This window comes from Photobacterium nomapromontoriensis (genome assembly GCF_050336815.1).
GTDB classification, from domain to species: domain Bacteria; phylum Pseudomonadota; class Gammaproteobacteria; order Enterobacterales; family Vibrionaceae; genus Photobacterium; species Photobacterium nomapromontoriensis.
On the sequence record NZ_JAKJSL010000025.1, the window covers coordinates 112803 to 135930 of the forward strand.

The 23128-nt window shown below is 49.3% G+C and carries 18 protein-coding genes, 1 tRNA gene and 1 rRNA gene; 11 read left to right on the forward strand and 9 right to left on the reverse strand.

From position 1 onward, the window contains the following. Nucleotides 1–20: 20 nt before the first annotated feature. Nucleotides 21–3860 carry an AAA family ATPase gene (locus L4D12_RS10475; RefSeq protein ID WP_428447782.1) on the reverse strand — a complete coding sequence of 1280 codons (3840 nt, stop codon included), beginning with the start codon at nucleotides 3858–3860 and terminating at the stop codon, nucleotides 21–23. A gap of 14 nt (nucleotides 3861–3874) precedes the next feature. Next, entirely contained in the window at nucleotides 3875–5122 is a 1248-nt protein-coding gene (locus L4D12_RS10480) for an exonuclease SbcCD subunit D C-terminal domain-containing protein (RefSeq protein WP_428447783.1), read from the reverse strand. Between the two features lie 153 nt (nucleotides 5123–5275). Between L4D12_RS10480 and rdgC the strand changes: the two genes are divergently transcribed. Beyond that, the gene (gene rdgC, locus L4D12_RS10485) at nucleotides 5276–6187 is read left to right on the forward strand and encodes a recombination-associated protein RdgC (RefSeq protein WP_428447805.1); all 912 of its coding nucleotides are present in this window, start codon (nucleotides 5276–5278) and stop codon (nucleotides 6185–6187) included. An 82-nt stretch (nucleotides 6188–6269) separates the two neighbouring features. Here the strand turns inward: rdgC and L4D12_RS10490 are convergent, their stop codons facing one another. Both L4D12_RS10490 and L4D12_RS10495 read right to left on the reverse strand, forming a co-directional pair. Continuing rightward, complete coding sequence (locus tag L4D12_RS10490) at nucleotides 6270–7103, reverse strand: SDR family NAD(P)-dependent oxidoreductase (protein WP_428447784.1); 834 nt, start codon at nucleotides 7101–7103, stop codon at nucleotides 6270–6272. 71 nt (nucleotides 7104–7174) lie between these two features. Further along, nucleotides 7175–8590 carry a permease gene (locus L4D12_RS10495; protein ID WP_428447785.1) on the reverse strand — a complete coding sequence of 472 codons (1416 nt, stop codon included), beginning with the start codon at nucleotides 8588–8590 and terminating at the stop codon, nucleotides 7175–7177. Between the two features lie 367 nt (nucleotides 8591–8957). Here L4D12_RS10495 and L4D12_RS10500 point away from each other — a divergent pair, with 367 nt between their 5' ends. The 10 genes from L4D12_RS10500 (at nucleotide 8958) to L4D12_RS10545 (ending at nucleotide 20048) form a co-directional block, all read left to right on the forward strand. Then, on the forward strand, nucleotides 8958–9530 hold the full coding sequence (locus L4D12_RS10500; RefSeq protein ID WP_428447786.1) for a hypothetical protein: 573 nt from the start codon (nucleotides 8958–8960) through the stop codon (nucleotides 9528–9530). 3 nt (nucleotides 9531–9533) lie between these two features. After that, the gene (locus L4D12_RS10505) at nucleotides 9534–12449 is read left to right on the forward strand and encodes an FtsK/SpoIIIE domain-containing protein (RefSeq protein WP_428447787.1); all 2916 of its coding nucleotides are present in this window, start codon (nucleotides 9534–9536) and stop codon (nucleotides 12447–12449) included. A 6-nt stretch (nucleotides 12450–12455) separates the two neighbouring features. Beyond that, nucleotides 12456–12725, forward strand: coding sequence for a hypothetical protein (locus L4D12_RS10510; protein ID WP_428447788.1), 270 nt, complete (start codon nucleotides 12456–12458; stop codon nucleotides 12723–12725). Beyond that, nucleotides 12715–12978, forward strand: a complete 264-nt coding sequence (locus L4D12_RS10515; RefSeq protein ID WP_428447789.1) for a hypothetical protein — start codon at nucleotides 12715–12717, stop codon at nucleotides 12976–12978. The genes L4D12_RS10510 and L4D12_RS10515 overlap by 11 nt, the downstream gene beginning before the upstream one ends. Beyond that, nucleotides 12975–13994, forward strand: coding sequence for a coiled-coil domain-containing protein (locus tag L4D12_RS10520; RefSeq protein ID WP_428447790.1), 1020 nt, complete (start codon nucleotides 12975–12977; stop codon nucleotides 13992–13994). Before L4D12_RS10515 ends, L4D12_RS10520 begins: the two co-directional genes overlap by 4 nt. 11 nt (nucleotides 13995–14005) lie before the next feature. Further along, nucleotides 14006–14452, forward strand: coding sequence for a hypothetical protein (locus L4D12_RS10525; protein ID WP_428447791.1), 447 nt, complete (start codon nucleotides 14006–14008; stop codon nucleotides 14450–14452). Between the two features lie 4 nt (nucleotides 14453–14456). Beyond that, a complete protein-coding gene (locus L4D12_RS10530; RefSeq protein WP_428447792.1) occupies nucleotides 14457–15875 on the forward strand; it encodes a glycerophosphodiester phosphodiesterase in 1419 nt (472 codons plus the stop codon). Between the two features lie 10 nt (nucleotides 15876–15885). After that, nucleotides 15886–18252 (forward strand): peptidase associated/transthyretin-like domain-containing protein, encoded by a 2367-nt coding sequence (locus L4D12_RS10535; protein WP_428447793.1) that lies wholly within the window; start codon nucleotides 15886–15888, stop codon nucleotides 18250–18252. 141 nt (nucleotides 18253–18393) lie between these two features. Beyond that, nucleotides 18394–19788 carry a prephenate-dependent tRNA uridine(34) hydroxylase TrhP gene (gene trhP, locus L4D12_RS10540; protein ID WP_428447794.1) on the forward strand — a complete coding sequence of 465 codons (1395 nt, stop codon included), beginning with the start codon at nucleotides 18394–18396 and terminating at the stop codon, nucleotides 19786–19788. 5 nt (nucleotides 19789–19793) lie between these two features. Next, nucleotides 19794–20048, forward strand: coding sequence for a YfhL family 4Fe-4S dicluster ferredoxin (locus L4D12_RS10545; RefSeq protein ID WP_428447795.1), 255 nt, complete (start codon nucleotides 19794–19796; stop codon nucleotides 20046–20048). A 47-nt stretch (nucleotides 20049–20095) separates the two neighbouring features. On the opposite strand, the gene mepA is transcribed toward L4D12_RS10545, so the two are convergent. The 5 genes from mepA to rrf form a co-directional block, all read right to left on the reverse strand. After that, on the reverse strand, nucleotides 20096–20944 hold the full coding sequence (gene mepA / locus L4D12_RS10550) for a penicillin-insensitive murein endopeptidase (protein ID WP_428447796.1): 849 nt from the start codon (nucleotides 20942–20944) through the stop codon (nucleotides 20096–20098). A gap of 112 nt (nucleotides 20945–21056) precedes the next feature. Further along, nucleotides 21057–22037, reverse strand: coding sequence for a sugar-binding transcriptional regulator (locus L4D12_RS10555; RefSeq protein ID WP_428447797.1), 981 nt, complete (start codon nucleotides 22035–22037; stop codon nucleotides 21057–21059). A 112-nt stretch (nucleotides 22038–22149) separates the two neighbouring features. After that, nucleotides 22150–22509: a DUF2799 domain-containing protein gene (locus L4D12_RS10560; protein WP_428447798.1), complete on the reverse strand. Its 360-nt coding sequence runs from the start codon at nucleotides 22507–22509 to the stop codon at nucleotides 22150–22152. 210 nt (nucleotides 22510–22719) lie between these two features. Then, nucleotides 22720–22796: transfer RNA gene (locus tag L4D12_RS10565), tRNA-Asp, on the reverse strand. Nucleotides 22797–22830: 34 nt separating this feature from the next. Further along, a 5S ribosomal RNA gene (rrf, locus tag L4D12_RS10570) occupies nucleotides 22831–22946 on the reverse strand. Nucleotides 22947–23128: the final 182 nt, after the last annotated feature.

Below are 23128 nucleotides of genomic sequence, written 5' to 3' on the forward strand. Positions count from 1 at the left end.
GTGTCATCAAATTATGCAGGTTATCCGCGTATAGCAATGCAGCTTCGACCGCCACCTTGTGCTTCGACTGCCACCTGTACCCCAATGCGCTCAACCAAAGTGCCCACATGAGAGATTACCCCGATTTGACGACCATCCGCCTGTAGGGCATCCAAGCAAGCCAAGGCCATCTCGAGGCTGTCAGGATCCAACGTACCAAAACCTTCATCAATAAACAGCGACCCTAATTGCCGGGTATCTGCGGCAAGCGAAGCCAGAGCCAACGCCAATGACAAGGAGACTAAGAAACTCTCACCGCCAGAGAGAGACTCAACACTACGCACTTCATCGCCCATATCATGGTCAATCACCTGCAAAGCCAACGGGCTACTCGGCACAGGTTGCAACGCATAACGCGGTGCCAGATCCTGCAAATGGTCATTGGCCAGAACAACCAGCTGCTGCAACGTCAGCCCCTGTGCCAGAGTACGGAATTTGTTGCCTGTTGCCGAACCAATTAATTCGTTCATCTGCAGCCACAACTCTGTCGTAGCTTGCTGATTTTTCAATTGTTCAGTCAACGTACCAGACTGTACTTCGGCTTGCTCTGCCTGTGCCAAACGCTGCCGACCTTGAAAGATCTGCTCATCCAGTTCGCCTTTCTGATCCCGCCATGCCGAAACAACAGTAGGAACGGATGCCGTCTCGGTTTCATCTGCATGATCGTCGATAGCTATTTCATGCGCTGCCAGCCACTGCTGTGCCACCTCCATCATCGGTTGATGCTCAACCACAGCCTGCTGCCGTTCTATCAATACCGTTTGTGCCGCCGCCAACATGTGTTCAAGTTGCTTCAGTGCTTCACGCTCTTGCGCCAACCACGCCTCATCGTGAGCCAACAAGGCAGCCAATGCCGCCTCTGTCAGTTCCAACCGCGTCAGCCATTGTTCCCATGCAGCCTGCTGTACGGCTAATGCCTGCTCAGTATCCGCTTGCTGCTGCTCAATCGCCTTGCGCGCCGCATCTGCCGCCGCCATCGCTTCACCAGATTGACGCTGCTGCTGCTGAGCCTGCTCCAACGCAACATGTTGTGCTTGTATTCTCTGCTTATGCTGAGTCGCTAGTTCCACCAAATCCTGCTCACCCACCAGCGCGACTCGTTGTTGCCATAATTGATCAATGGATGTTGTCAGGGCCGCTATCGCAGCAGTAATTTCACGGCTTCGTTGCTCGGTATTTCGCAATATGGTTTGCGCTTCAGCTAATTGTGGCGCAAGCGCTGCCAGCTGCTGTTCCGATCCCGCCAACGCTACTTGGTTGGCTGTGAACTGCTGGATCTGATGACGTAGCTGGGTCAGGAAAGCCTCTTCGCCCACTGCTCTTAACTGTTCCAGCCAGGATTCATCACCATATTGACTATTCAGTGCCTGTGCACGCGCAACCACAATTTCAAGCTGTGTCGCTTGCTGCTGCTCCAGCGATTGCTGACGGGATTGCCATTGCACCGCTTGCTGCGAATGAGCATGCTGTTGTTGCGTCAACTGGCTCTGCGTCTGTTGCAATTGCTGCCATTGACGATCGAGTTGACGCCCCTGTTCAATCTGCTGCTGACGCTGCTCACCCGCCTGCTGCAACTGTTTCAAAGTGGTCTCTGTCTCAAGGATCTGCACTTGCCACTGCGTTAACCATGCCGCTAATGCTCCGGTATCAGCCTGAATATTGATGGGGGCATTCACTGAATCCTCAACCGAGCCGCCCGTCTCTGCATCGGCAGCTGCGACCTGCTCCAATAATGAGAACACAGCTTGGTACTGTTGATACACCTGAGTGATGTGATCACGTAATGTCTGTCGCTCTGCATTAAGATCCGTTATGCGCTGCTGTTCACTCAGCTGTTGCTGACGTAACTGACTGGCCTCTGTTTCAGCGGCCTGTTTTTGGGCTGTCAGCTCATCCAGCCTAACTTGCTGGGTCTGGATCAGACTATCGACCACCGGATTCTCAGTGGCATAAGGGTGGTCCAATGATCCACAGAGTGGACACGCTTCTTCCGCTTTCAATTCCGCGCGATAATCATCCAACTGCATCACGGCACGGCTTTGCTTCAGCAAAGATGCCACTTCTTGATGCTGCACCGACAACGTTGCGATCTGCGGGGTGAGTGCTTCAATCCGTTTATCCGCCTCCGTCAGACGAGTAGTCGCAAGCTGCCACTCCGCTTCAACCTTATCAGCCTGACGAGACAATGAGTGCCACTCGGTTAACCCAGACACTGCCTGTCGCAATGTATCTCGCCATTGCTGTGTCTCAGCATAGCGGGATCGCTCTTTGGTTTGCAGTGCCTCAAGCGCGACCACGTCCTGCATTTGACGCGCTGTCTCACAGGCCTGCTGCTGCACCGACAGATCATGCGATTGCTGATTCAACGAGCCTTCAAGCTGAGCATGATCATGCAGATCCCGCATGATCTGCTGCAGATCTTTTTGCATGGCACTACTGGCCCGGTGCGCGGTTAAATATTGCTGCAAGTTATCTTCAACTGACGATGCCTGCTCTGTAAGGCGCTTTAGCTGTGGATGCTGTGTAAAGTACTGCTGTAGCTGCTCGGCTTGCTGCTGATGTGTGTGCTGTGACTGCTGCAATTGCGCCACATGCTGATTTTGCTGGTGCTGGGTACGGCTATGCTGCTGGAATTGTTCCTCTTGCGCTTGCTGTTGCTCGCGCAGTCCTGCAATTTGCAGATCCCATTTTTCCGCTTGTTTGATGGTCGGTTCGAGCGCTAACCATTGCTGCTCCACCGCTTTCAATGCTGCACTCAGGCTCTCAACTTGCTGATCCGCATTGTTATGGCGATCGCGCTCCGTTGCCAACTGCGACATGGCCGCGGCCAAAGCATCAGCCACTTTTTGTACTTGGGCTTGCGCCTGTTGCAACAGCAAATAGTCTCTCTGCGCAGGTTGCACCTGTTCAATCATACGGATCTGAGCATAACGCGGGGCCGCGGCAGTTTTAGCATCTGTTGCCTCGCGGATCTGCTGCTGTGCCTGATCCACCCGTGTTGCTAGCGTCGTCGCGACATTCAAGGTCTGCTGGTGCTGCTTAAATGCTTGCAACTGAGTCTCCAGTTGCTCAACACGCTGCTTTAATGTCGCCACCTGAGCCAGTAGTGCTTGTTTATCCTCGTCAGACAACAGAGCGATATCACCCAATTTATCTTGCAGTTGTATCAGCGCTTGTTTCTCGGTTCGGGCCCGCTCATAGGCCGCGACCGACAACTGGCCATAGATCTCCCCTCCCGTCATTCGTTCCAGCAAAGCAGCACGATCATCCGCCCCCGCTTTTAGGAAAGCGGCAAACTCGCCCTGCGGCAACATAACGGCCCGGCGAAACTGCTCAAAGGTCAAGCCAATCAAACGCTCTATTTCTGTTTGCAATTCACCTTTCTTGCCGGCAAAACGCTGCCCGGTTTCCAGATTTTCCAGCCACTGCTCAGAATTCTGTATCCGGCCATCGGCTTTACCACGTGCACGACGGACGTGCCAATGGGCACGCCAGTGGCTACCATCATTGGCGATAAAATCAACCTCGGCATAGCCTTCGGCCTTACCGCGCGACAAAATACTGCGGACATCATTAGCCTTGATCCGGCCGGGATCATCATCACGGCCAATCTCAGCATCATTCTTCTTATTCGATTGCAACCGTGGAATACGGTCATACAAGGCGATGCAAATGGCATCCAGCAAAGTCGATTTACCCGCCCCTGTTTTACCAGTAATGGCAAATAAGCCAGCCTCACCCAAGCGGCCATTAGCAAAATCAATAGCAAAAGGTTGTTGTAAGCTGGCAAGATTCTCGCCACGTAGCGCTAGTATTTTCATCGTTATTCTTCTCGTTACTGTCGCTCAATCGCATCGTCATCAGCCACTTGGCTGAGCAGGCTTTCAAAGGCGGCTACCATGGCATCATCCGGCTCCCCCTGATATTTCTGCCCCCAGCTTAGGCTGAACACCTGCTGTGGTGTCACATCGGACAAGCGGCGCTGACCCAATCCGGGTTCTTGCTGCTTAGTGGGATAATGCGGGGTAATTTTGGCTAATCTAACCGCTTTGCCCTCTAATGCTGAAAGCACTTTTTCCCGCAACAGTGCCTGAGGCTTATCCAGCAATACATGTACTTCCAAAAATGGCTGCTGCTCACGAGGAAGCGCCTCCACATCGAGTGCCATTAACTGTTCAATCACCTGCTCAAGCGGCGCGGGAGAGGCGGGCACCTTAAGCATGTCCACTACCCGAGGGACTTCAATCGGGGTGATATTACTGACGGCTCGACCATCAAACTCAACCAATACCACCTGATGCTTATAGCGACGCTCAGACATTGATAACGGCAGTGGTGAGCCGCTGTAGCGCACATGCTCTTGCTTGGCGACCTTCTGTGGCAAGTGCAGATGCCCCAATGCCACATAGCTGATATCATCGGCAAAAATCGTGGCGGGCAAGGCATGCTGGTTTCCACCGAGCACCCGGCGCTCCGACATTTCGGATAATTTGCCAGACGCCATATAGGCATGGCCCATACCAATCAGAGCTTGCTGTTCCAGCTGCTTACTGCGGGCGGCTTCGGTCACCTCGTGGTACAGAATCTCGACCCCTTTGATCAGACGGTCATCATCATCGCTAAGATCTTCGGTGCGCAAATCCGCGCTGCGCAAAAAAGGCACCGCTAATACCCAGGCTGCCTGCTCACCAGCACGGTTGGTCAACGGCACCAGCATCCGATCCATATCCAGCCTACCATCAGCCAGGCGCTCAATCCCGCCGACCATATGTAAGTCAAACGCTTTAAGCAAATCATGCGGCGCGTCCAGTTTGCTCGGCGAGTCATGGTTACCACCAATAAACACCACGTCCAGCGCAGGCAAACTCTTCGCCAGACGGGCCATAAACCGATACAACATGCGCCAGGCACTGGCGGGGGGGTTCGCGGTATCAAAAATATCGCCAGCTACCAGCAAGGCGTCCACCTGCTCCGCCTCCAAAATATTAGCCAGCCAGTCGAGAAAAGATTGATGTTCAAAATCACGACTATAACCATGGAGTTGATGGCCAAGGTGCCAGTCGGAGGTATGGAGAATTTTCATGACAAATCACTATCAGCAGCAGGGGAAACTGCCTCGATTGTACCGCACTTTTTTCAGTGACCAAGTGAAGGCCCACGAAAACTTAGGACAAATGCCAATCAATGCAATAAGATTATCAGCCAAATGCACAACCTAGGATCTGTAACAGCCATGATGTGGTTTAAAAACGTACTTACCTATCGCTTCAGCCGCGAGATTGACCTCAATCCTGATCAACTTGAAAAGCAGCTAGAAGAGTTCCGCTTTACCCCGTGCGGCAGTCAGGATATCCAAAAGTTTGGCTGGGTACATGCCCTAGGTAAACACGGTGATATGTTTACTCACGTGGTTGGTGACAATATTCTGATCTGCGCTCGAAAAGAAGAAAAAATGGTGCCAGCATCGGTGATCAAAGAGTCACTGAATAACAAGGTTGAGATGCAAGAAGCCGAGCAAGGCCGCAAGCTGAAGAAGAGCGAAAAAGATACCATCAAAGATGAAATCATGATGGATCTGCTGCCGCGCGCGTTTAGTCGTAACCAGCAAACCTACGCGATGATCATGCCTAAAGAAGGCTACATCGTAGTTGATGCAGGCAGTTACAAAAAAGCCGAAGATCTCCTGGCTCTGCTACGTAAATCAATCGGCAGCCTGCCTGTCGTGCCAGTCACATCTGAAAAACCCGCTGAATTAACCATGACGGAATGGGTACGCTCAAACACCTCACCAGCCGGCTTTACCATTGGTGAAGAAGCCGAGCTGAAAGCGATTCTGGAAGACGGTGGAGTGATCCGTTGTAAGCAGCAAGATTTATCTTGTGATGAGATTTTAGCGCACATCGAAGCGGATAAGTTGGTCACCAAGCTCGCGATCAACTGGCAAGACCGCATTGATTTCATCCTGGCCGATGATCTCTCTATCAAACGTTTGAAGTTTTCAGATGAACTGCGTGATCAAAACGAAGACATTGACCGTGATGATATGGCCCAGCGTATTGATGCCGATTTGTCTCTGATGGCTGGTGAATTCTCAGCCTTCCTACCTAACCTGTTCGAGGTACTGGGCGGACTGGAAAATAAAGCGTAATCCCCCTGATCAACATTGATTCCTGATCATAAAAAAAGAGCTCAATGAGCTCTTTTTTTTCAAGATGATCCATCCCGTTATGTTAATCCTCAAACGTCACGTTATCGGCATCAAAATAATAGCGGGAAGTCGCAATATCCATCCCTCCCGTCACAGGCAGACAAACCCCAGAAATAAAGCTGGCATTATCACTTGCTAGAAAGCTGACCGCATTGGCAATGTCTTCCGGTTTTCCCATCCGTTTAATCGGCTGAGTTGCCAAAAAGTGACCAATATACTCTTGGTTGAGGTTTTTCTTCACCGCATCAGTGGCAATCATTCCCGGCAGTACCGCATTACAACGAATCCCGAAATTGGCGTACTGAATCGCAATTTGTCGTGTCATATGGTTAATCGCATTCTTCGCCGTGCCATAAGCAATACTCGACATTTCAGCACTGAGGGATGACAACGAAGAAATATTGATAATGCTGCCACCACCATGTTTCACCATCACCGGAATTATCGCTTTGCAGGGAATAAATACACTGTTGATATTGGCCAGAATATTTTTTTCCCAACTGGCTACCTCGGTGTGCGCCAAATCACGGTCGAGACGCAAATCAACACCGCCAAAATTATTAACAAGCACATCAATTTTGCCTTCTTTCTCGATAATTGCATCAATCAATGTGGCATAGGAGTCATTATCAAAGGCATTAAAAAAGACCCCTTGTGCATGGCCGCTTTCATCATCGCTTTTACTGATATTAATTTCACGCGCTGTAGCACTGGCAAGATCCAAATCCCAATCAGCGATATACACCTTCGCCCCCTGGGCGGCTAATAACACACTACACGCTTTACCAATACCTTGAGCACCCGCAAGCACCAACGCCACTTTATTTTCAAACAGATTATTTGTAAGCAAAGACATACAAGCCCCCCTACTACGCTCGATCTACATCATTTATTGTTCGGCGGCTTAACCGCAATCACTCTAGCCAATCACATACTCATGCCCATACCCGCATTGGCTTTCTGGCCTAATCGGTAGTACCAAATAGACAAAGGAATAAAAATCAAGTTCATGACCGTCGTGAAATTCCAGCCAAATCCATCTTGATGAATGGCGCGTAATCCTTGGGTTGCTACATCAATATTAAACCCATTGAAAATGGCATCGACACAGAGGCCGGTAAATAAGATCGCAACAAATAGCAAACCAACCATCCACTTAGCAGGCCGCTTACCATAATATTTTTGATAAACGTGGGTCATCGGAATGGTTAAAACATCTGACAGGATAAAACCAATTACACCACCAAATGAAATACCGCCATGCCACAACGCCGCGGCCAATAACAAGTTACCCACGGAGCAGACATAGGCAATCACCGCGACAAAGATACCGATAATCACATCAAGAAAAGAATGCAGCCAAGCCGGTAAATTAACATCGTTACTGATAAACAGCATCCGCCATCCTTCCATCGGCACAATGGCAATCAACAAGGAGGAGACCACAACACCAATGACGATCTCTTTACCTATCATCGATAAATCCATCTGGAAGAATCCAGCAGATTTGGTCACTTTATCCATAAAAGGGGATGATGGCTGATCTTTCATTGCACCATGAGACATGGATGACATATCCATGCCGCCGTCGCTCTCTTCGTGCTTCATGGCCGACATGTCCATGCCACAGTCGCTCTCTTCGTGCTTCATGGCTGACATGTCCATGCCGCAGTCGCTCTCTTCATGCTTCATGGCTGACATGTCCATGCCGCAGTCGCTGTCTTCATGCTTCATGGCTGACATGTCCATGCCGCAGTCGCTGTCTTCATGCTTCATGGCCGACATGTCCATGCCGCAGTCGCTCTCTTCGTGCTTCATGGCTGACATGTCCATGCCGCAGTCGCTATGGCCATGTTGCATCGCCTTACCGGATTGCTCTGCTGCAATGTGCTGACGCAATTCAGCTTCGACATCTTTGGGATAAAATCGTTGAAATAAAAACGCGACGGTGACAATCAAAATCAAGCCGCCCAATATCTCTCCCCACAAGAAGGTCCAGCCCAGTAAAGCGACCAATACAATGAACATCTCTACAATCAAATTGGTACTGGATACCAAAAAAGCCACGGCATTGGCTAACGTGGATTTTTTGCTAAGCAGTGTATGAGACAAAGAGGCTGCAGCATAAGAGCAAGAAGAGGAAACCATACCCAACACGGTCGAGTACGATAGGCTTTTTACATTGGTTTTCCCCAAATGCTTTGCCACCGTTTCAACGGGTAAAAGATGGCGAATAAAAGACGAGAGAATGAGGCCGAATGCAAGCGGCCAAAAAATTTGCCACACCATATTGCTAAACACTGAAACAATATGAAAGAGGATATTGCCGCTATCACTTTCCATAAGTGAACCTTTTATTTCTAGATGGGTAAATACGCTATAAGCATAGTACGCCGATCAAAAAGCTTTTTGTTACTGTGAAACGTCAATCTATAAATGCAAATATGGCACTATATTTCCCCGTTCACCCTTCCTTGTTATTCGCTCGGCGCATACGCTCCATCTTGATATCGACCCCGTAATTAGCTCAATACCCCCGGTTCTCACCCTCGGTTACCGTGACAACAAATACCCAACAATAGCCAAACATATCAACAGTTTATTTGCAATTGACAACCAAGTAGATTAGTGTACGCACTAAAAAATAATCATACTCACTGAAACTAGGGCTAGGAGCCCGTTAAACATCAGAGACGAGGATATATCCGCTGTGAACAACTCACTCACTGTCAGCCAGTACGATGCGCAACTCAAGCAGCTCATCGCGGGCATCACGACGCATAACACCGAAAAACAACAAGCCAACACTTATACCAATGACATTGAGAACTATACCCAAAAACTCGGTAAACAAAGCAGCTTAGTGGAAGAGGATTTCACAGCACTGCTGACCAAGAACTCGATGCCAATGGCGGCGGGGATACTGGGTAAACATTACCTGACTTCACATCAGATGGATGATTTCAATCAGGCGTATCCTGACACATTCGAACAGCATCAAGCCACCCGTAAGCTGATGAACCAGAGCAGCCTGGATGCTAAAACGGCACATACTGCACTGGAAGACGCTAAACAAGCACTTAATAACGCCGAAAAAGCGATTGTGGCCACTCGCCGCAAGCTCCAAGTACAGGCAGATAACGAAGCGCTAGCCAAGAAAAAAGCCGAAGAAGAGGCAATTCAAAAAGCCGCTTTGCGTAAAAAAGCGCTGATTAAAAAACTCACCCTCACCACCTTATTCATGGGCGCCGTGGCCGCGTTCGTTACTTTGCAGTTGAGATAAACCATGTTTAGCAATGACGATATCGAAATCATCCTTCGTAACCAATGTGAACAAAAAGGTGAAACATACACCTCTCTGGCGGAACATCAGGTACAGGTAGAAGCAAAGAAAGCGGCCTTTGACCAGCAAAAAACCAGCTGGGTACACACTCGCCAACAAATGGTCGAACATGCGAATGCCCATGCCGCCCACCTCCCTGCATTCATGGCCGCACACCAATCGGCACAACAAGAACGTGAAGCTAAGTCACTCCAGCAAATGAAGGCAACGCTGGAAGCCTTGCCTGTCGCACTGCGCGCGGATTTCAATAAGGTTGACTGGGCCAACTACACCTTTGAAACACAATTACTGCCAGACCATATCGTATCGGGTTACCAGACACTGACCCTGCCAAATGGCAGTACTTATCCGCTTCCAGTGATGCAGCCGTTTATGGCGACATCTAACTGTTTTATCATCAAGAACAGCGATAATTACAATACACTCAATGAAGTACATGATCTGGTACTGCGCCTGAATACGCACCTGCCTTACACCAGTCAGTACTGCTTGCTTGATCCGGCTAACAGCGGTAAGTCTTTCTTATACAATAAGAACATTCCACATAAGCGTATGATTGAAAAAGATATTTCACGCGTACTGGAAGAGATCGAAGATGATTCATTGCGGATCCGTCAGACTTACCTTGATCAGGCCACTCAACGTCTACACGATATTGATGAGACCATCCGCAGTAACGAACGCTTTGAATTCATTATTGCCGCTAACTTCCCGAGCGGTTACGACCGACGTGCCATCGAATTACTCGCCTCGATTGCCAACAATGCCGCAGATACGGGTAAGTATGTAATCCTGCACTTAGACAAAGAGCAATCCTACCCGAATGGCACTTCATTAGATCTATTCAAATCACGATCAACCTTCTATGCCAAGCGATCTGCAGCCGATTGCCTGAATGACGGCGTGTTCAGTACCGAAACCCCTTCTGATACAACCATCAGTGCATTCTTCGATAGCCTGTCCAAGGCCAAACCTCAAGAACGTAAACTGGCGTTCAGTGATGTGGTGAATACGCATACTGATAGCTTGTGGCAAGGGGATGCCTCACGCGAGCTACGTTGTGCCATTGGAGGATCCGGCTCACGCCGTAACGACCTTGAAATCTGGTTCGGTGAAAGCAAAGATGGCCGTAACAGCGCCCACGGGATGCTAGGTGCAACGACTGGTGCCGGTAAATCGTATTTGTACCATGCCTTTATTATGGGCTTGGCCTGCCAATACTCACCTGACGAGCTACAGTTCTATCTGATCGACGGTAAGCAAGGTGTCGAATTCCAGTCTTATCCAAAACTGCCTCATGCTAAAGTCGTATCACTCAAGACGTCGCCGCAGCTAGCCCGTAGTGTGGTTGCTGAACTGGTAGAAGAGATGGAACGTCGCAATGAAATGTTCCAGCAGCTTGGGGTAACCAACTTCACGGGCTATCGTGATGCCGGCTCACCCAATGGCAAACTGCCACGCGTGATGTTGATCGTCGACGAATATCAGGTGCTGTTTGAAGATGACCGCGAAGGCCTGGGTTCAGAGTTGATGTACAAGCTTGCCGCACAGGCGCGCAGTGCCGGAATCCACATGTTTGTCGGCTCACAGCGCTTTGGCGCACCGGGCATGCAAAAGCAGCAGCATATCTTCGGTAACATCCACCTTCGGGTCGGTATGAAAATGACCGCTGCCGATGTCACCGCATTGCAAGAGTTTGGCCATAACGGCAAACGCCTGCTACGCGCTTGTAAAGAGCCAGGCCAGGCTGTGATCAATGATGGCGCGGGTGATGATGAGCGTAACATCGCCGGACGCGTCGCCTTCCTCGATAACGACACCCGAATTGCACTGGTTGACGCACTATCGACCAAATGGCAACAGCAAGCCGAACTCATTACGCCAGCCAAGGCCATCTTACTTGATGGTGCCGGCCAACCAGAGTTAGCCGATAACCCGCAGCTGGCCGCCTTGCTGAATCACGCTGCACGACCTGATGAATCGGAATGGATGGCATTTGCTGCCCGTGAAGCTCACCAGCAGGGTCTGGAAGAAAAAGAATGGTACCCGATTGAGTCACCATCGGTATTCTGGCTAGGGCAAGAGCTGAATATTCATGGCCATGCGCGTGCAGTATTGCGCCGTCGTCCTCACGAACACCTACTTTTTGTCGGTGACAGTAATGAGGCTCGCTTGGGCATGCTCGGAAGCGTACTGAGTCAGCTCCCTGTCAATTTCGCCCACGACCAATATCGTGCGGTTGTTTACGACCGTAGCGTAAAAGGATCGCCATGGCATGGCGTCATGGCTGCCAGTGTGGCCGAACAAAACAGCCCTGTTGAGATCATTGAGAAAGCCAGCATCTTCGATCAGACACTGACTGAGATCATCGCCGAATTGGATCGCCGCAAAGGATTAGATGAAGACGACATCGCTGCACTGCCATCAATTTTCGTTGTCCTTAACGAAACCCAGCGAGCCACCGAGCTGCAGATGCAACCGGGTCGCTTTGGTGTCAGTGAACCGTCACCGGCCACCAGCAAACTCGTAACCATCATTGAAAATGGTGCCGAGCTGGGTATTCATCTGATCGTAGCCATTGATAGCGTGCGCGCACTACAAAAAATGCTCAACCGCACCGATATCGACAGTATCCGCCACAAAGTGGCCCTGCAAATGTCAGAAGATGATAGTTTCGCCTTACTAAAAATGCGTCACGCGGCGCAGTTGCAGCTGGACGGTAAAGAGCCGATCAATGCGCTCTACATCGATCAAATGCAAAACCGCCCAATGCATTTCAAACCGTATTGCTACCGAGATATGTCAACATATCAAGCACAGGTTAACGCCCTGCTGCAACGTATGGAAAACTGGGGGTAAGGCCAGATGTCGCTTGATGATGTCGATGTGCAAATGAAGCACTTTATAGATGCACTGGATACCTTTCGCGAAGAGATGCAAAAACGCCAGCTTAACTGGTTCGAACTTGCGGAAGAACAACAGGCACGCCTTAGCCCGGATCAACGGCGCGAGATCGCGCCCCACCTGGCCGAGCTGGGCGAAGAATTACTGCAGATCCATACGCTGGTGCCGGGGTTCATTGAACCCCTCCAGCATCGTCAGGTACTGCTGAGGAGATACCTCAATGAAGACTAACCACTCAACCGATCAGCAAGCCTACGCTTCGCTGGCAACAGAGCTCAACCGACTCGCTAAAGCAATCGATGAAAATTTCAACGATTTGCAAAGCCGCTGGTTGGCTCTGCGTGAAGTTTATCAGGGTATCGGTGCCGATGAGGCGGAAATCCAGTTCCACCAACTCATGCAATGGCACGGCAACCTGCAAGATCATATTGATGGGCTTCAGGCCCATCATCTTCGACAGCGTGATGAGGAAGCAACACCATGATCCCCATCCTCTTGATTAGCCAGTTTACTGAGATCAAATACCAGACAGAGCAATGTCTGTATTTTTGCCAACAATACATGGAAGAGGTTCACCGCATCCATACCGTATCACTGGAACACAGTGAGCGGGCGGCTGCCGATCTCGCCGCAAACGAAGAGCGTCTGCGCGAACGGGAAAAGGCACAACGCCAATTCCGTCAGCAGTTGCGTGAACTCCAGCGTCATAACCTCAGCAAGCAAGAGCAAGGTCGTGAACGGCTTAACGCGGCACAGTCACACTCACAGTATGCCGCTGAGCAGCGTCAGTTCTGGAGTGCACAGCTCGATAAAGCCAACGACTGGCAACAACGGGCATATAACGCCTGGGAAATAGCGTGTCAGAATACCCAGCGGGCCGCCCAAGCTCTGGCCAGCGCCCAAAGTGAACTCAACTCAGCAGAGCAAGCATTACGTTGGAAAGAATCGCAAATAGAGCATGTACAAGTTCGCCAGTCTGATGGGAGCTATCGTACCGAAACCCGTTATCCTGATACCTCTGCCGAACGAGCCAGAGTGGCCAGTGCGCAGCTTCATGTGAATAGCTGTCAGGCTCACCTGCTTCAAGCTCAAGTTGCTGAACAGCGTGCAGCAAATACCCTGAACAAGGCAAGAAAACAGGTTGCAGGAAGTCAAGCATCGCTCGCCGATGCCAGAACCGGTATCGAGCTCACCGGACAGCAACAGGACAGGGCGACCACCGCCCTTGACCGCTTTAACCAAGCCGGAGACCGTCTGCAAGAGCTAGCCGCACACGCTGATGAGATCGACCGTCTACTCAATGAATGGAGCCAGATCGTTGAGCAACTCAGCCGAACGCTGTCCTCACTCTATCAGCATAATGACACCGAAGAAGCGACCAATCGCCACCTTGGTTTTCAACTTGATGATATTGAGGCTCAAAGCTATCAGCTCCGTGGTGCCCTCGATACAAAAGCTGATCTGCTGGCGGCATTCGATATGCCGCTCTTGACTCATTAAGGGAATGCTCGATGCCAAGTTTTGATCCTCACTACTACCAATCACTGCGCGATGATCAGCACAGTGATCTCGATAACCTGCGCCGCCACCTCGCCAATTACGGTGATGCCCTCTCAAACGTTCGTGCTATTTGGCACGATCAGGCTGCGCAACGCGTTGAACGCCGTTATATCAATGAACTTCAAACAGGCCAAGAGAACCTGCTGATCGGTTTTGCCGATCAGCACGATGCGACAGCCAATCATCAACACTGCTTCGACACGCTTCTGAGCGATCTGATGCAATGCTACCAACGTCAGGACAGTCTGGATGACTGTCTTGATGCGGTTGATGAGACCGAAGCGCTGCGTGATCGCGCGGAACGACGAGGCATACGGCAAGAAGAAGAATATGCCGATCATCACGATGCCACTCAGGCCCAACTTAATTCCATTAATTCGCATATAGAGCCCATTTAACATCATGAAAGCCATTCACTTTCTTATGCTCACTCTGGCAGGCTTAGTCCTGTCCGGTTGCGCCACTTCACCAGATGTTGCCAATAGCGGACTGAAAGCGCTTAGCCATTTCCCTCTCGATGCCGAAGGAAATCTGGGGCGTAATCTCAACTACAGCGAAGCCGAATTGGTGGATATTCAACGGGCTTTGGCCGATCGTAATCTCTACATGACATTAGGCGGTGATATTGGCTTTCTTGCCGATAATTGCCCGATCAAAGTCGGTTCCCATCGCGGTGACTTTCGCTATACCGAAAACTCACTGAACGCCATTTCATCAGCCATGGTCAATGGCTTTGATGAAGTCGAAATTGATGCCCGAGTGAACCGTGACGACAGCTGGGTTGCACATCACGATGCCATGACAGGCAAATCCGTTGGCCGCTGGAACGGCGAACGTTTTCGTATTTCATCGATGACCAATAAAGAGTGGCGCAGTTCCCGACTTCGCGATCCCCACGGTCAACTAACCGATGAAGTCCCGCCTTTCGTCAGTAATTTGACCACCGAATGGCGCAAAGCGTTTCCGGGCCAAAAACTGAATATTGAGATCAAAGGGGATGCCACTCATAAGCAACTGCGTCAGCTCAATAACAGTGCCAACTTCCTGCTTGAACCGGGTAGCTTTTACTTCAGCTCAATGGATATTGGCCAACTGGAATATATGCGTAAGGTCAACTCTGACGTTTACTTAGGTTACATCTGGGATCCAGATCCTACCTCCATTGATATTTTCAAACGCGATATGCGCCGAGCAGCCAGCAATGATGCGATGTACAAGCAAAATCGCCGTTTAATCGACTATGCCAGCGGCTATGAATCACGTCACCGAAAATCAGCAAAACTCTCTGCGGCAAAAGTAGCGGAGAAACTGGGTACTAACAGCGGCCTGCATGTCGATATCCGTAGCTTTGAGCGCTACCGTACTATCTACAGCCGAGCTCACGTACTGGGTATGCAGGTTGTCACCTACACCATCAATGGCGACAACTATCATCGTCAGCGACTCGCTGCACTGGCCAAAAAAGGGGCTGCTCTGCCTGATACCGCGCTGATGGACGGGACCAAGTACCGTACCTGTCTTGCCGTCAAACCCAACCTAGTGATCCGCAAAGGTCAGTACCATGCCACCACGGCGCTGGGTAAATTGATTGAACGCTTACCCAACGATGCTGATTTCTCACAGCTGGATCTGCAACAGCAATACATGGCTGACGACAACTACCTGAATATCAATGATCAGGTGCGTTCAATCTATGACACCACACCAGTTGCATCAAAGCCGGTGCGTAAAGCCAAACCTATTTCAACCAAGCCGGTGGTACAACAAGACGTCAAAATTGACGTGATGTTTGACCCCATTTCTATTTCTATTCCAAACTAGGGCCTAAACCATGAAGCAGTTGAAACCCCGCTGGCTGGCAATCACTCTTTTTGTCTTGTCCTTACTCTATTTGATCCCAGAAGTCATTTTTAATGCTCGACTGGTTGAAGTTGCAGGAGGAGATGGCTTATCAAATGAATCTCTGCACTTAGCCGAGCTTTTTGGCCGTTCCATTTCCGGTATCGGTGTCACTTTACTCCTGATCGATCTGATCGTCGTTCGTCGCCTCGCCCAACGTTTTTGGATTGCGCTACCGGCAATGATTGCGATCGCCCTTGTCGTCTGGCCAACCGTCTTCTTTGGCCAGAAATGGATCGTCGATCGCTTTATTGTCGAACCCTCAACGGCTGATCAACGTAAAGATGCCTTTTTCTCGACCGTATTACGCTCCAGTCTGGCGCATAATGCGCTGAAAATAGAAGGGATCCCTTACGATAGTGAGCATGCAACATCACCGTCAGAAATGACCTTCTTAGCCTTAATGGGCGGACTGATCTACAGTAATGATGCTTTTCTGGAAGCCGTTGATAACCAGAAAAAACCGATTGTTGAGCGCTACTTAATTAACCGCGCCGGGGGACAGTTTGATCAGCACTACGCTAAATATAGCGACATGCGTCAGCAAGTGCGTGCCTCTTGGGATCAATACCACAAAGCCAGCCGCGACTATCAAAATGCCATGAATAGCCGCACTCGCGAAGCCAATGAAGCGTGGAGTAAAGTTGAAACCCAAATATTAAAAGGCTGGAAAGACTATCAAGGCGCAGAAAAAGCCTTCTTCGCCAGAGCAGAAGCTAAGAGTCAAAATCTGGCACCTAAAATTTCCGGCTATTTCGATGAGCAAAACCGCTGTATTAAACGCTACGGTGATGGTTCAGCCGAACGCTATAACCGCTGTATAGAAAACAACCTGAGCGACTATAAGTCCACGTTACGCAAATACGGGTTACCGTACAAAGAGATGGACTACTGGTTAATCAAAGAAAAGAGCCGGGTAAAAGGAACGACAACCTTAAAAGAAACCGTGATGAGCCTCGGTATCTCGGCCATATTGGCGGGTCTGGAAATTGCCACGGGTGATGCTGGCGAACAAACAGAAAAATGGGTTTACTCAAGCAGTGTCAGTAACTATACCCCTAAGGTACTGTTATTGATGCAACCTGAGTTCAAACGCGAAACTGGCTACCCAATGGGGATTGCCACACTCAGTGATTTCCGTAAAAACCCAACCACCACAGCCAAGATCAAACACCGCGTCCAGCAAGAAGGCCTAACGTTACCGAAGAACTGGTCTGTCGCCCAAATCACTGTGTTTAAGAACGCAGTAAAAGCGAAAATCGTCAGCGAAACCAAACGCCGCTGGGCGGATGCGATGGCTAAGCGCGATCTTGATATGAAACCCGGCTTAACCTTTGACCAATTCCAGCGACATGCTGATATTCAAGCCCATATTAAGCGCCAAATGGGCGAGCGTTTTTACGTCAACCCAATGCTGGCGACTTGGAACAACAAGCAATTCTATGATCATGTCATCATGGTCAATGTAAAACGGGAACGTGACTACTGGCTGAACTATATGGAATCGGCCGAAAGCCAATTTGAAAACGGTGCACCTCTCGCTGAAGACGGCAAGAATGCACTGCGCTCCATCATTGTGCCGCCAATTTCTATGTCACTATCACTATTCCTAGTGCTGGTCACATTCGTCAAACTGCCATTCAAGTTCTGGAAACTACTCAGTTACAATGACGAAGTCATCGATAACGCCAACCAGAGCAAGACACATAAATGGATTGAGAGCGGGTTAGGTATTGCCGTTATTGCCTTGATCTTCATCTTGCCGCTGAGTCTGGGTAAGTCAAAGTTTACCGATGACAACTCCACCACGGGGTATTTCTTGAAGCAAATCGATGAGATGGTATCCCCTGCGGGCTCCACCTTGCTTACCTGGGTGCTGCACGCTCAGCCTGCAATCCAACCCGTTGGTTTTGCCTTTGAGAACAACTTCCAGCTATTTGAGCTGTTCGAACAAACGGCGATGACGCCGATCAATGAGATGGATAAAGCCGTCTACGCCAAAATTGCACCGACAAGCGCTGGCAGCATTGATCCCGATCAGCGTCAGGCACTGGAAGAGCAGCGCAAAGCCATCGCTGAGAGTGGCGCTTTAGCAGAACTGCCATTCACTATTCAAACCAATGTGCAAGACGCGAAGATCCGCGTACTTAACATCAAGCCTGTTTACCGCGCTGGTATGCCGTTACCGGTAGGCAACTACCATGTGGAAATTTCAGCGCCGGGTTATCAGACAGTGAAAAAGTGGATCGCACACAGTAAAAAGCAATCTACCCATCAACTTAATTTAATTCAAAGCTAACCGAATAAAGCCCTCGCAGATTGCGGGGGCTTTTGACATATGGTTGCCAACCACTACCCAATCACAGTAAAATCCCGCCTCACTTCCGTATCCTGTCGTGGTACGGCCTGATTTGCAATCAGACACTGGATAATAAGAGCTATGTTTAAACCTGAATTGTTATCGCCTGCGGGCAGCCTAAAAAACATGCGTTATGCGTTTGCCTATGGAGCAGATGCTGTTTACGCTGGCCAGCCACGTTACAGCCTTCGCGTTCGTAACAACGAATTCAACCACGAAAACCTTAAAATCGGGATTGATGAAGCCCACGCTCAAGGTAAAAAACTGTACGTGGTATGTAACATTCAGCCACATAACTCTAAACTCAAAACCTTCATTCGCGATCTGAAGCCGATTGTAGAAATGGGCCCTGACGCCCTGATCATGTCTGACCCAGGTCTGATCATGATGGTCCGTGAAAACTTCCCGGACGTCGTTATTCACCTGTCAGTTCAAGCCAATGCGGTAAACTGGGCCACCGTTAAATTCTGGGCGACTCAGGGTGTTGAACGTGTGATCCTTTCTCGTGAGCTGTCACTGGAAGAAATCGAAGAGATCCGTGAACATTGCCCAGATACCGAGCTGGAAATCTTTGTTCACGGTGCATTGTGCATGGCTTACTCTGGCCGTTGTCTGCTATCTGGTTACATCAACAAACGCGACCCTAACCAAGGTACTTGTACCAACGCTTGCCGCTGGGAATACAAGACAGAGAAAGCCACTGAAAACGATGCAGGCCAAATCGTTGAAGTTCAAGATGCTGCCGCCGTTCAGGTACAAGAAGCAGAAGAGCGTCCAGACAATACTCTGGGCCTAGGTAAACCAACGGATGAAGTCATTCTTCTGAGCGAAGCACATCGCCCTGAAGAAAAAATGGCGGCATTTGAAGATGAGCACGGTACTTACATCATGAACTCAAAAGATCTGCGCGCGGTTCAGCACGTAGAGCGTTTGACTAAGATGGGCGTACACTCACTGAAAATTGAAGGTCGTACCAAATCATTCTACTATTGTGCTCGTACTGCACAGGTCTACCGTAAAGCGATTGATGATGCCGTTGCGGGTAAACCTTTTGATGATAGCCTGATGGGCACACTGGAAAGCCTGGCACACCGTGGTTATACCGAAGGCTTCCTACGTCGTCATACCCATGATACTTACCAGAACTATGATTACGGCTACTCAATCTCTGACTCACAACAATTTGTTGGTGAATTCACCGGTAAGCGCCGCGGTGATCTCGCTGAAGTTGAAGTGAAAAACAAATTCGTGGTGGGTGACAGCCTTGAAGTCATGACACCAAAAGGCAACGTGATTTTCACGCTTGAGAATATGGAAAACCGTAAATCAGAAGTCATTGATGATGCAAAAGGCAACGGCCACTTTGTGTTTATTCCTGTGCCTCAAGATATGGATCTGGATTTCGGTCTATTGATGCGTAATCTAAACTCTGGTGAGAACACCCGTAACCCACACGCACCTAAAGACGGTCAATAAGCGTTATGGCACTGCTCATCACCAGCAAATGCATCAACTGTGATATGTGCGATCCTGAATGCCCTAACGAAGCTATCGTGATGGGCGCAGAGATCTACGAGATCAATCCGGATAAATGCACAGAATGCAAAGGTCACTATGACAAACCGACCTGTCAATCGGTCTGTCCGATCACCAATTGCATCATTACCGATCCGGATCATATCGAGACCGAAGACGAGCTGCTTGAAAAATTCGTTACCCTGCAAGGGCTAGCTTGATAAGTTGCTCCAATTTGACCTGAAAAAAGCGCCTTTCGGCGCTTTTTTTATGAGGCTTGATTTAACAATACCAGACATTGCTCCGGCGGCTTAGGCGGTACTTTCTTTTTCGCCTTCACCACTTGCTTCGCTTTATTCGACTTCTTTTCTGTTTTGGGCTTCCACGACGCAAGCTCGACACCGCACCCATCTCCTGGAGGCGGTGCTCCTTGCGCCTTACAACTGCTATTGCCTTCCGGACAATTCAGTCTGACATGAAAGTGGTAATAGTGCCCCCACCATGGCCGGACTTTACGTAGCCAATCCCGGTCAGTCCATTCCCGCTGACACAGCTGCTCTTTGATGACCGGGTGGACAAAAATACGCGCAACCCGTTCATCCGCAGCAGCAAGCTGAAGCAAGAGTGCTTGATTGGTCCCCCAGTTTTCATCATTAATTTTATATTGCTTTACATGCACCATCGGCAATGGCTGCACATCCACCAACTCTGTTTCGGTTAAAGGCTTATCGGTTAACTTCAACCAAATATCGGCATCTAATCCGGTTTGGTGGCTGGCATGCCCCGATGAAAAACGTCCACCTCTGGGCATCGCAATATCACCAACCAATAACTGACCTAACTCAAGCTGATGTACCCCACGGGAAAGATCATGAAGAAAGCGGATCATGTCTTGATGACCATAATAACGCCCACGATGAGCACGTATTACCTGATAGCCTTCGCCGACCAATGGCAACGATTCAGCGCCGGAAATACAGCCATTATTATACGTACCGATAGATTCAGACACCCCATCACTGGGTTGCTTCACCTTCTCCCATGGGCTTGCAAAAACCGGAGTACAGGCAGCCCATAACACCAGTACCATCAATCCTTGTTGTATTTTCTGCCGCATCCTTTGCCCTCACTACAATCATCTTTCATCATAGCAAGCAATAAAAAAGCTGTCCTAAGACAGCTTAATACGAGATCCTATAACGTGGATCGATACGATATAACCGCGGTGGTTATTTCATTTGTTGATCGAGATTTAGGATCGTTAACGCATTACTGACGCTGGTTGCCAAAACATCAACAACACCTGAACGTAGCGCCCCTAACAACGCTAACGCTTTACTATTCTCTGCCGCAGTGACAACAACGGTCGGAATATGACGCAGCTCTTCCATACTCAACCCAATGACTCGGTCACTCATCATGGTATCGGCACGCTGCCCCTGGCTATCAAAAAAGTCATAACCAGCAATATCACCGACCACGCCTTTTCGGATACGAGCTTCGACAATTTCCTGCGGCGTAAACCAGCCCAGTTTGACCATATGACTGTTTTCATTCATATCTCCGACCCCAATCAATGCCACATCAGCACGTCGCGCCCGATCCAGCGTCTCCTTTACCGTGCCGTTTTTCATGAATGCATCTTTAACCGTAATATCTTCGACGTAGGCAGGCGCATAAAGCGTTTCACTGATCCCGCCATATTTCTTGGCCAATAATCGACAAATATGATCCGCATTAATCGCATTACCTGAGCGGTGTGTCCCCCCGATACCACACACAAAGCGGCACTTCCTATGTGGTACAACCCCGATATGGCTCGCTATCGTCGCAATATTACGTCCTTGCCCCACCGTAACAACCATATCATCGGTTAACGTCGAGGCAAGATAACTGGAGACTAAACTCGCTACTTGTTGGCGCTGGCTTTCATCATCTGGCTGATCGAGCGCAATCAATGCCCGTTTCAAATTAAACCGGCTAATCAGCTGCTGCTCTAATTTTTCGCTAAAAACAGGGTGGTATTTAACGGTGATCTCAACCACACCTTCATCACGTGCACGACGTAATAGCCGACCAATTTTGGCTCGGGACATGCCAAATTTCTGGGATATTTCTTCCTGCGTGGCACCATCTTGATAATAGGCAATCGCAATTTCAGTCAGTAGGTCATTATCAACTTGCGACGAGTCATTAGCGGTTACAGTCATCAGCATTCCTGGCAAAATTTCACAGCAAATAATGCGCGTATCTTACCGCGAAGGCCATGAAGGTGCGAGTGCCTACCATCAGATTAACGTTCAGCTTTTCAACCACTCTAAATTAAAAACTGTTACCCTCTCGACCTGTTTCCCAATTTTTTTCGTATATCCAGCCTTGCGGAGTACTGTCAATACACACATTATTTCTCGGCTTGCCTAGAAGGCCTGCATTATAGGCATTATCTGGATTACAGTACTCTTTCACATGTGCCGTATACGCAGACCAGTATGCATCTTTCTGTGTCGGTTCCGTGGCCCCTAACTTAGTGAGATCGTCAGCCGAACGCGCCTTACGACCCGCTTCCACATCATACTGGGCTAATCCTACCCAGTTTTGGGTTACTGAATATTCAGTAACCGCTTGGCTTGAGCACCCGATTATACTGAAGAGCACAAAAATACTGACTATCATGAACTTCATATCTACCTCCTACAATTGATCAGTAAAGTATAGAAAACATAGCTGAACAAAAATCCAACCTTGCTTATATATACGATAATCATACCCATAATTTCGGATGAATATTTAGAAAGTAAAAAGGCTAACCAACTGAACTATCGCGCCGCAGCATCTATTCATTTTTCAACAGATGTAAAAAAGCCCAAGTCATCAGACTCGGGCTTAGTATAGTGGCGGAGCGGACGGGACTCGAACCCGCGACCCCCGGCGTGACAGGCCGGTATTCTAACCAACTGAACTACCGCTCCGCAGCGTGTCTATTCAGCACTTAAGCAATTTGAAGCCTGGCGATGTCCTACTCTCACATGGGGAGACCCCACACTACCATCGGCGCTATTACGTTTCACTACTGAGTTCGGCATGGGATCAGGTGGGTCCATAATGCTATGGTCGCCAAGCAAATTCTGTTTGAAAACATTCCGCTGGTTATAAAGCCCGCTAGCTGTGTTTATTTGCTCTCTCGCTCAGTCATTTAGCAGGCTAAACTCCTTCGCTCGACTCACAAATTGCCTTGCTATCGAACTTTATTCCGGCGCTACCTTTTAGTAGGCGGAATATCTTCACAATATGGAAAGTAACT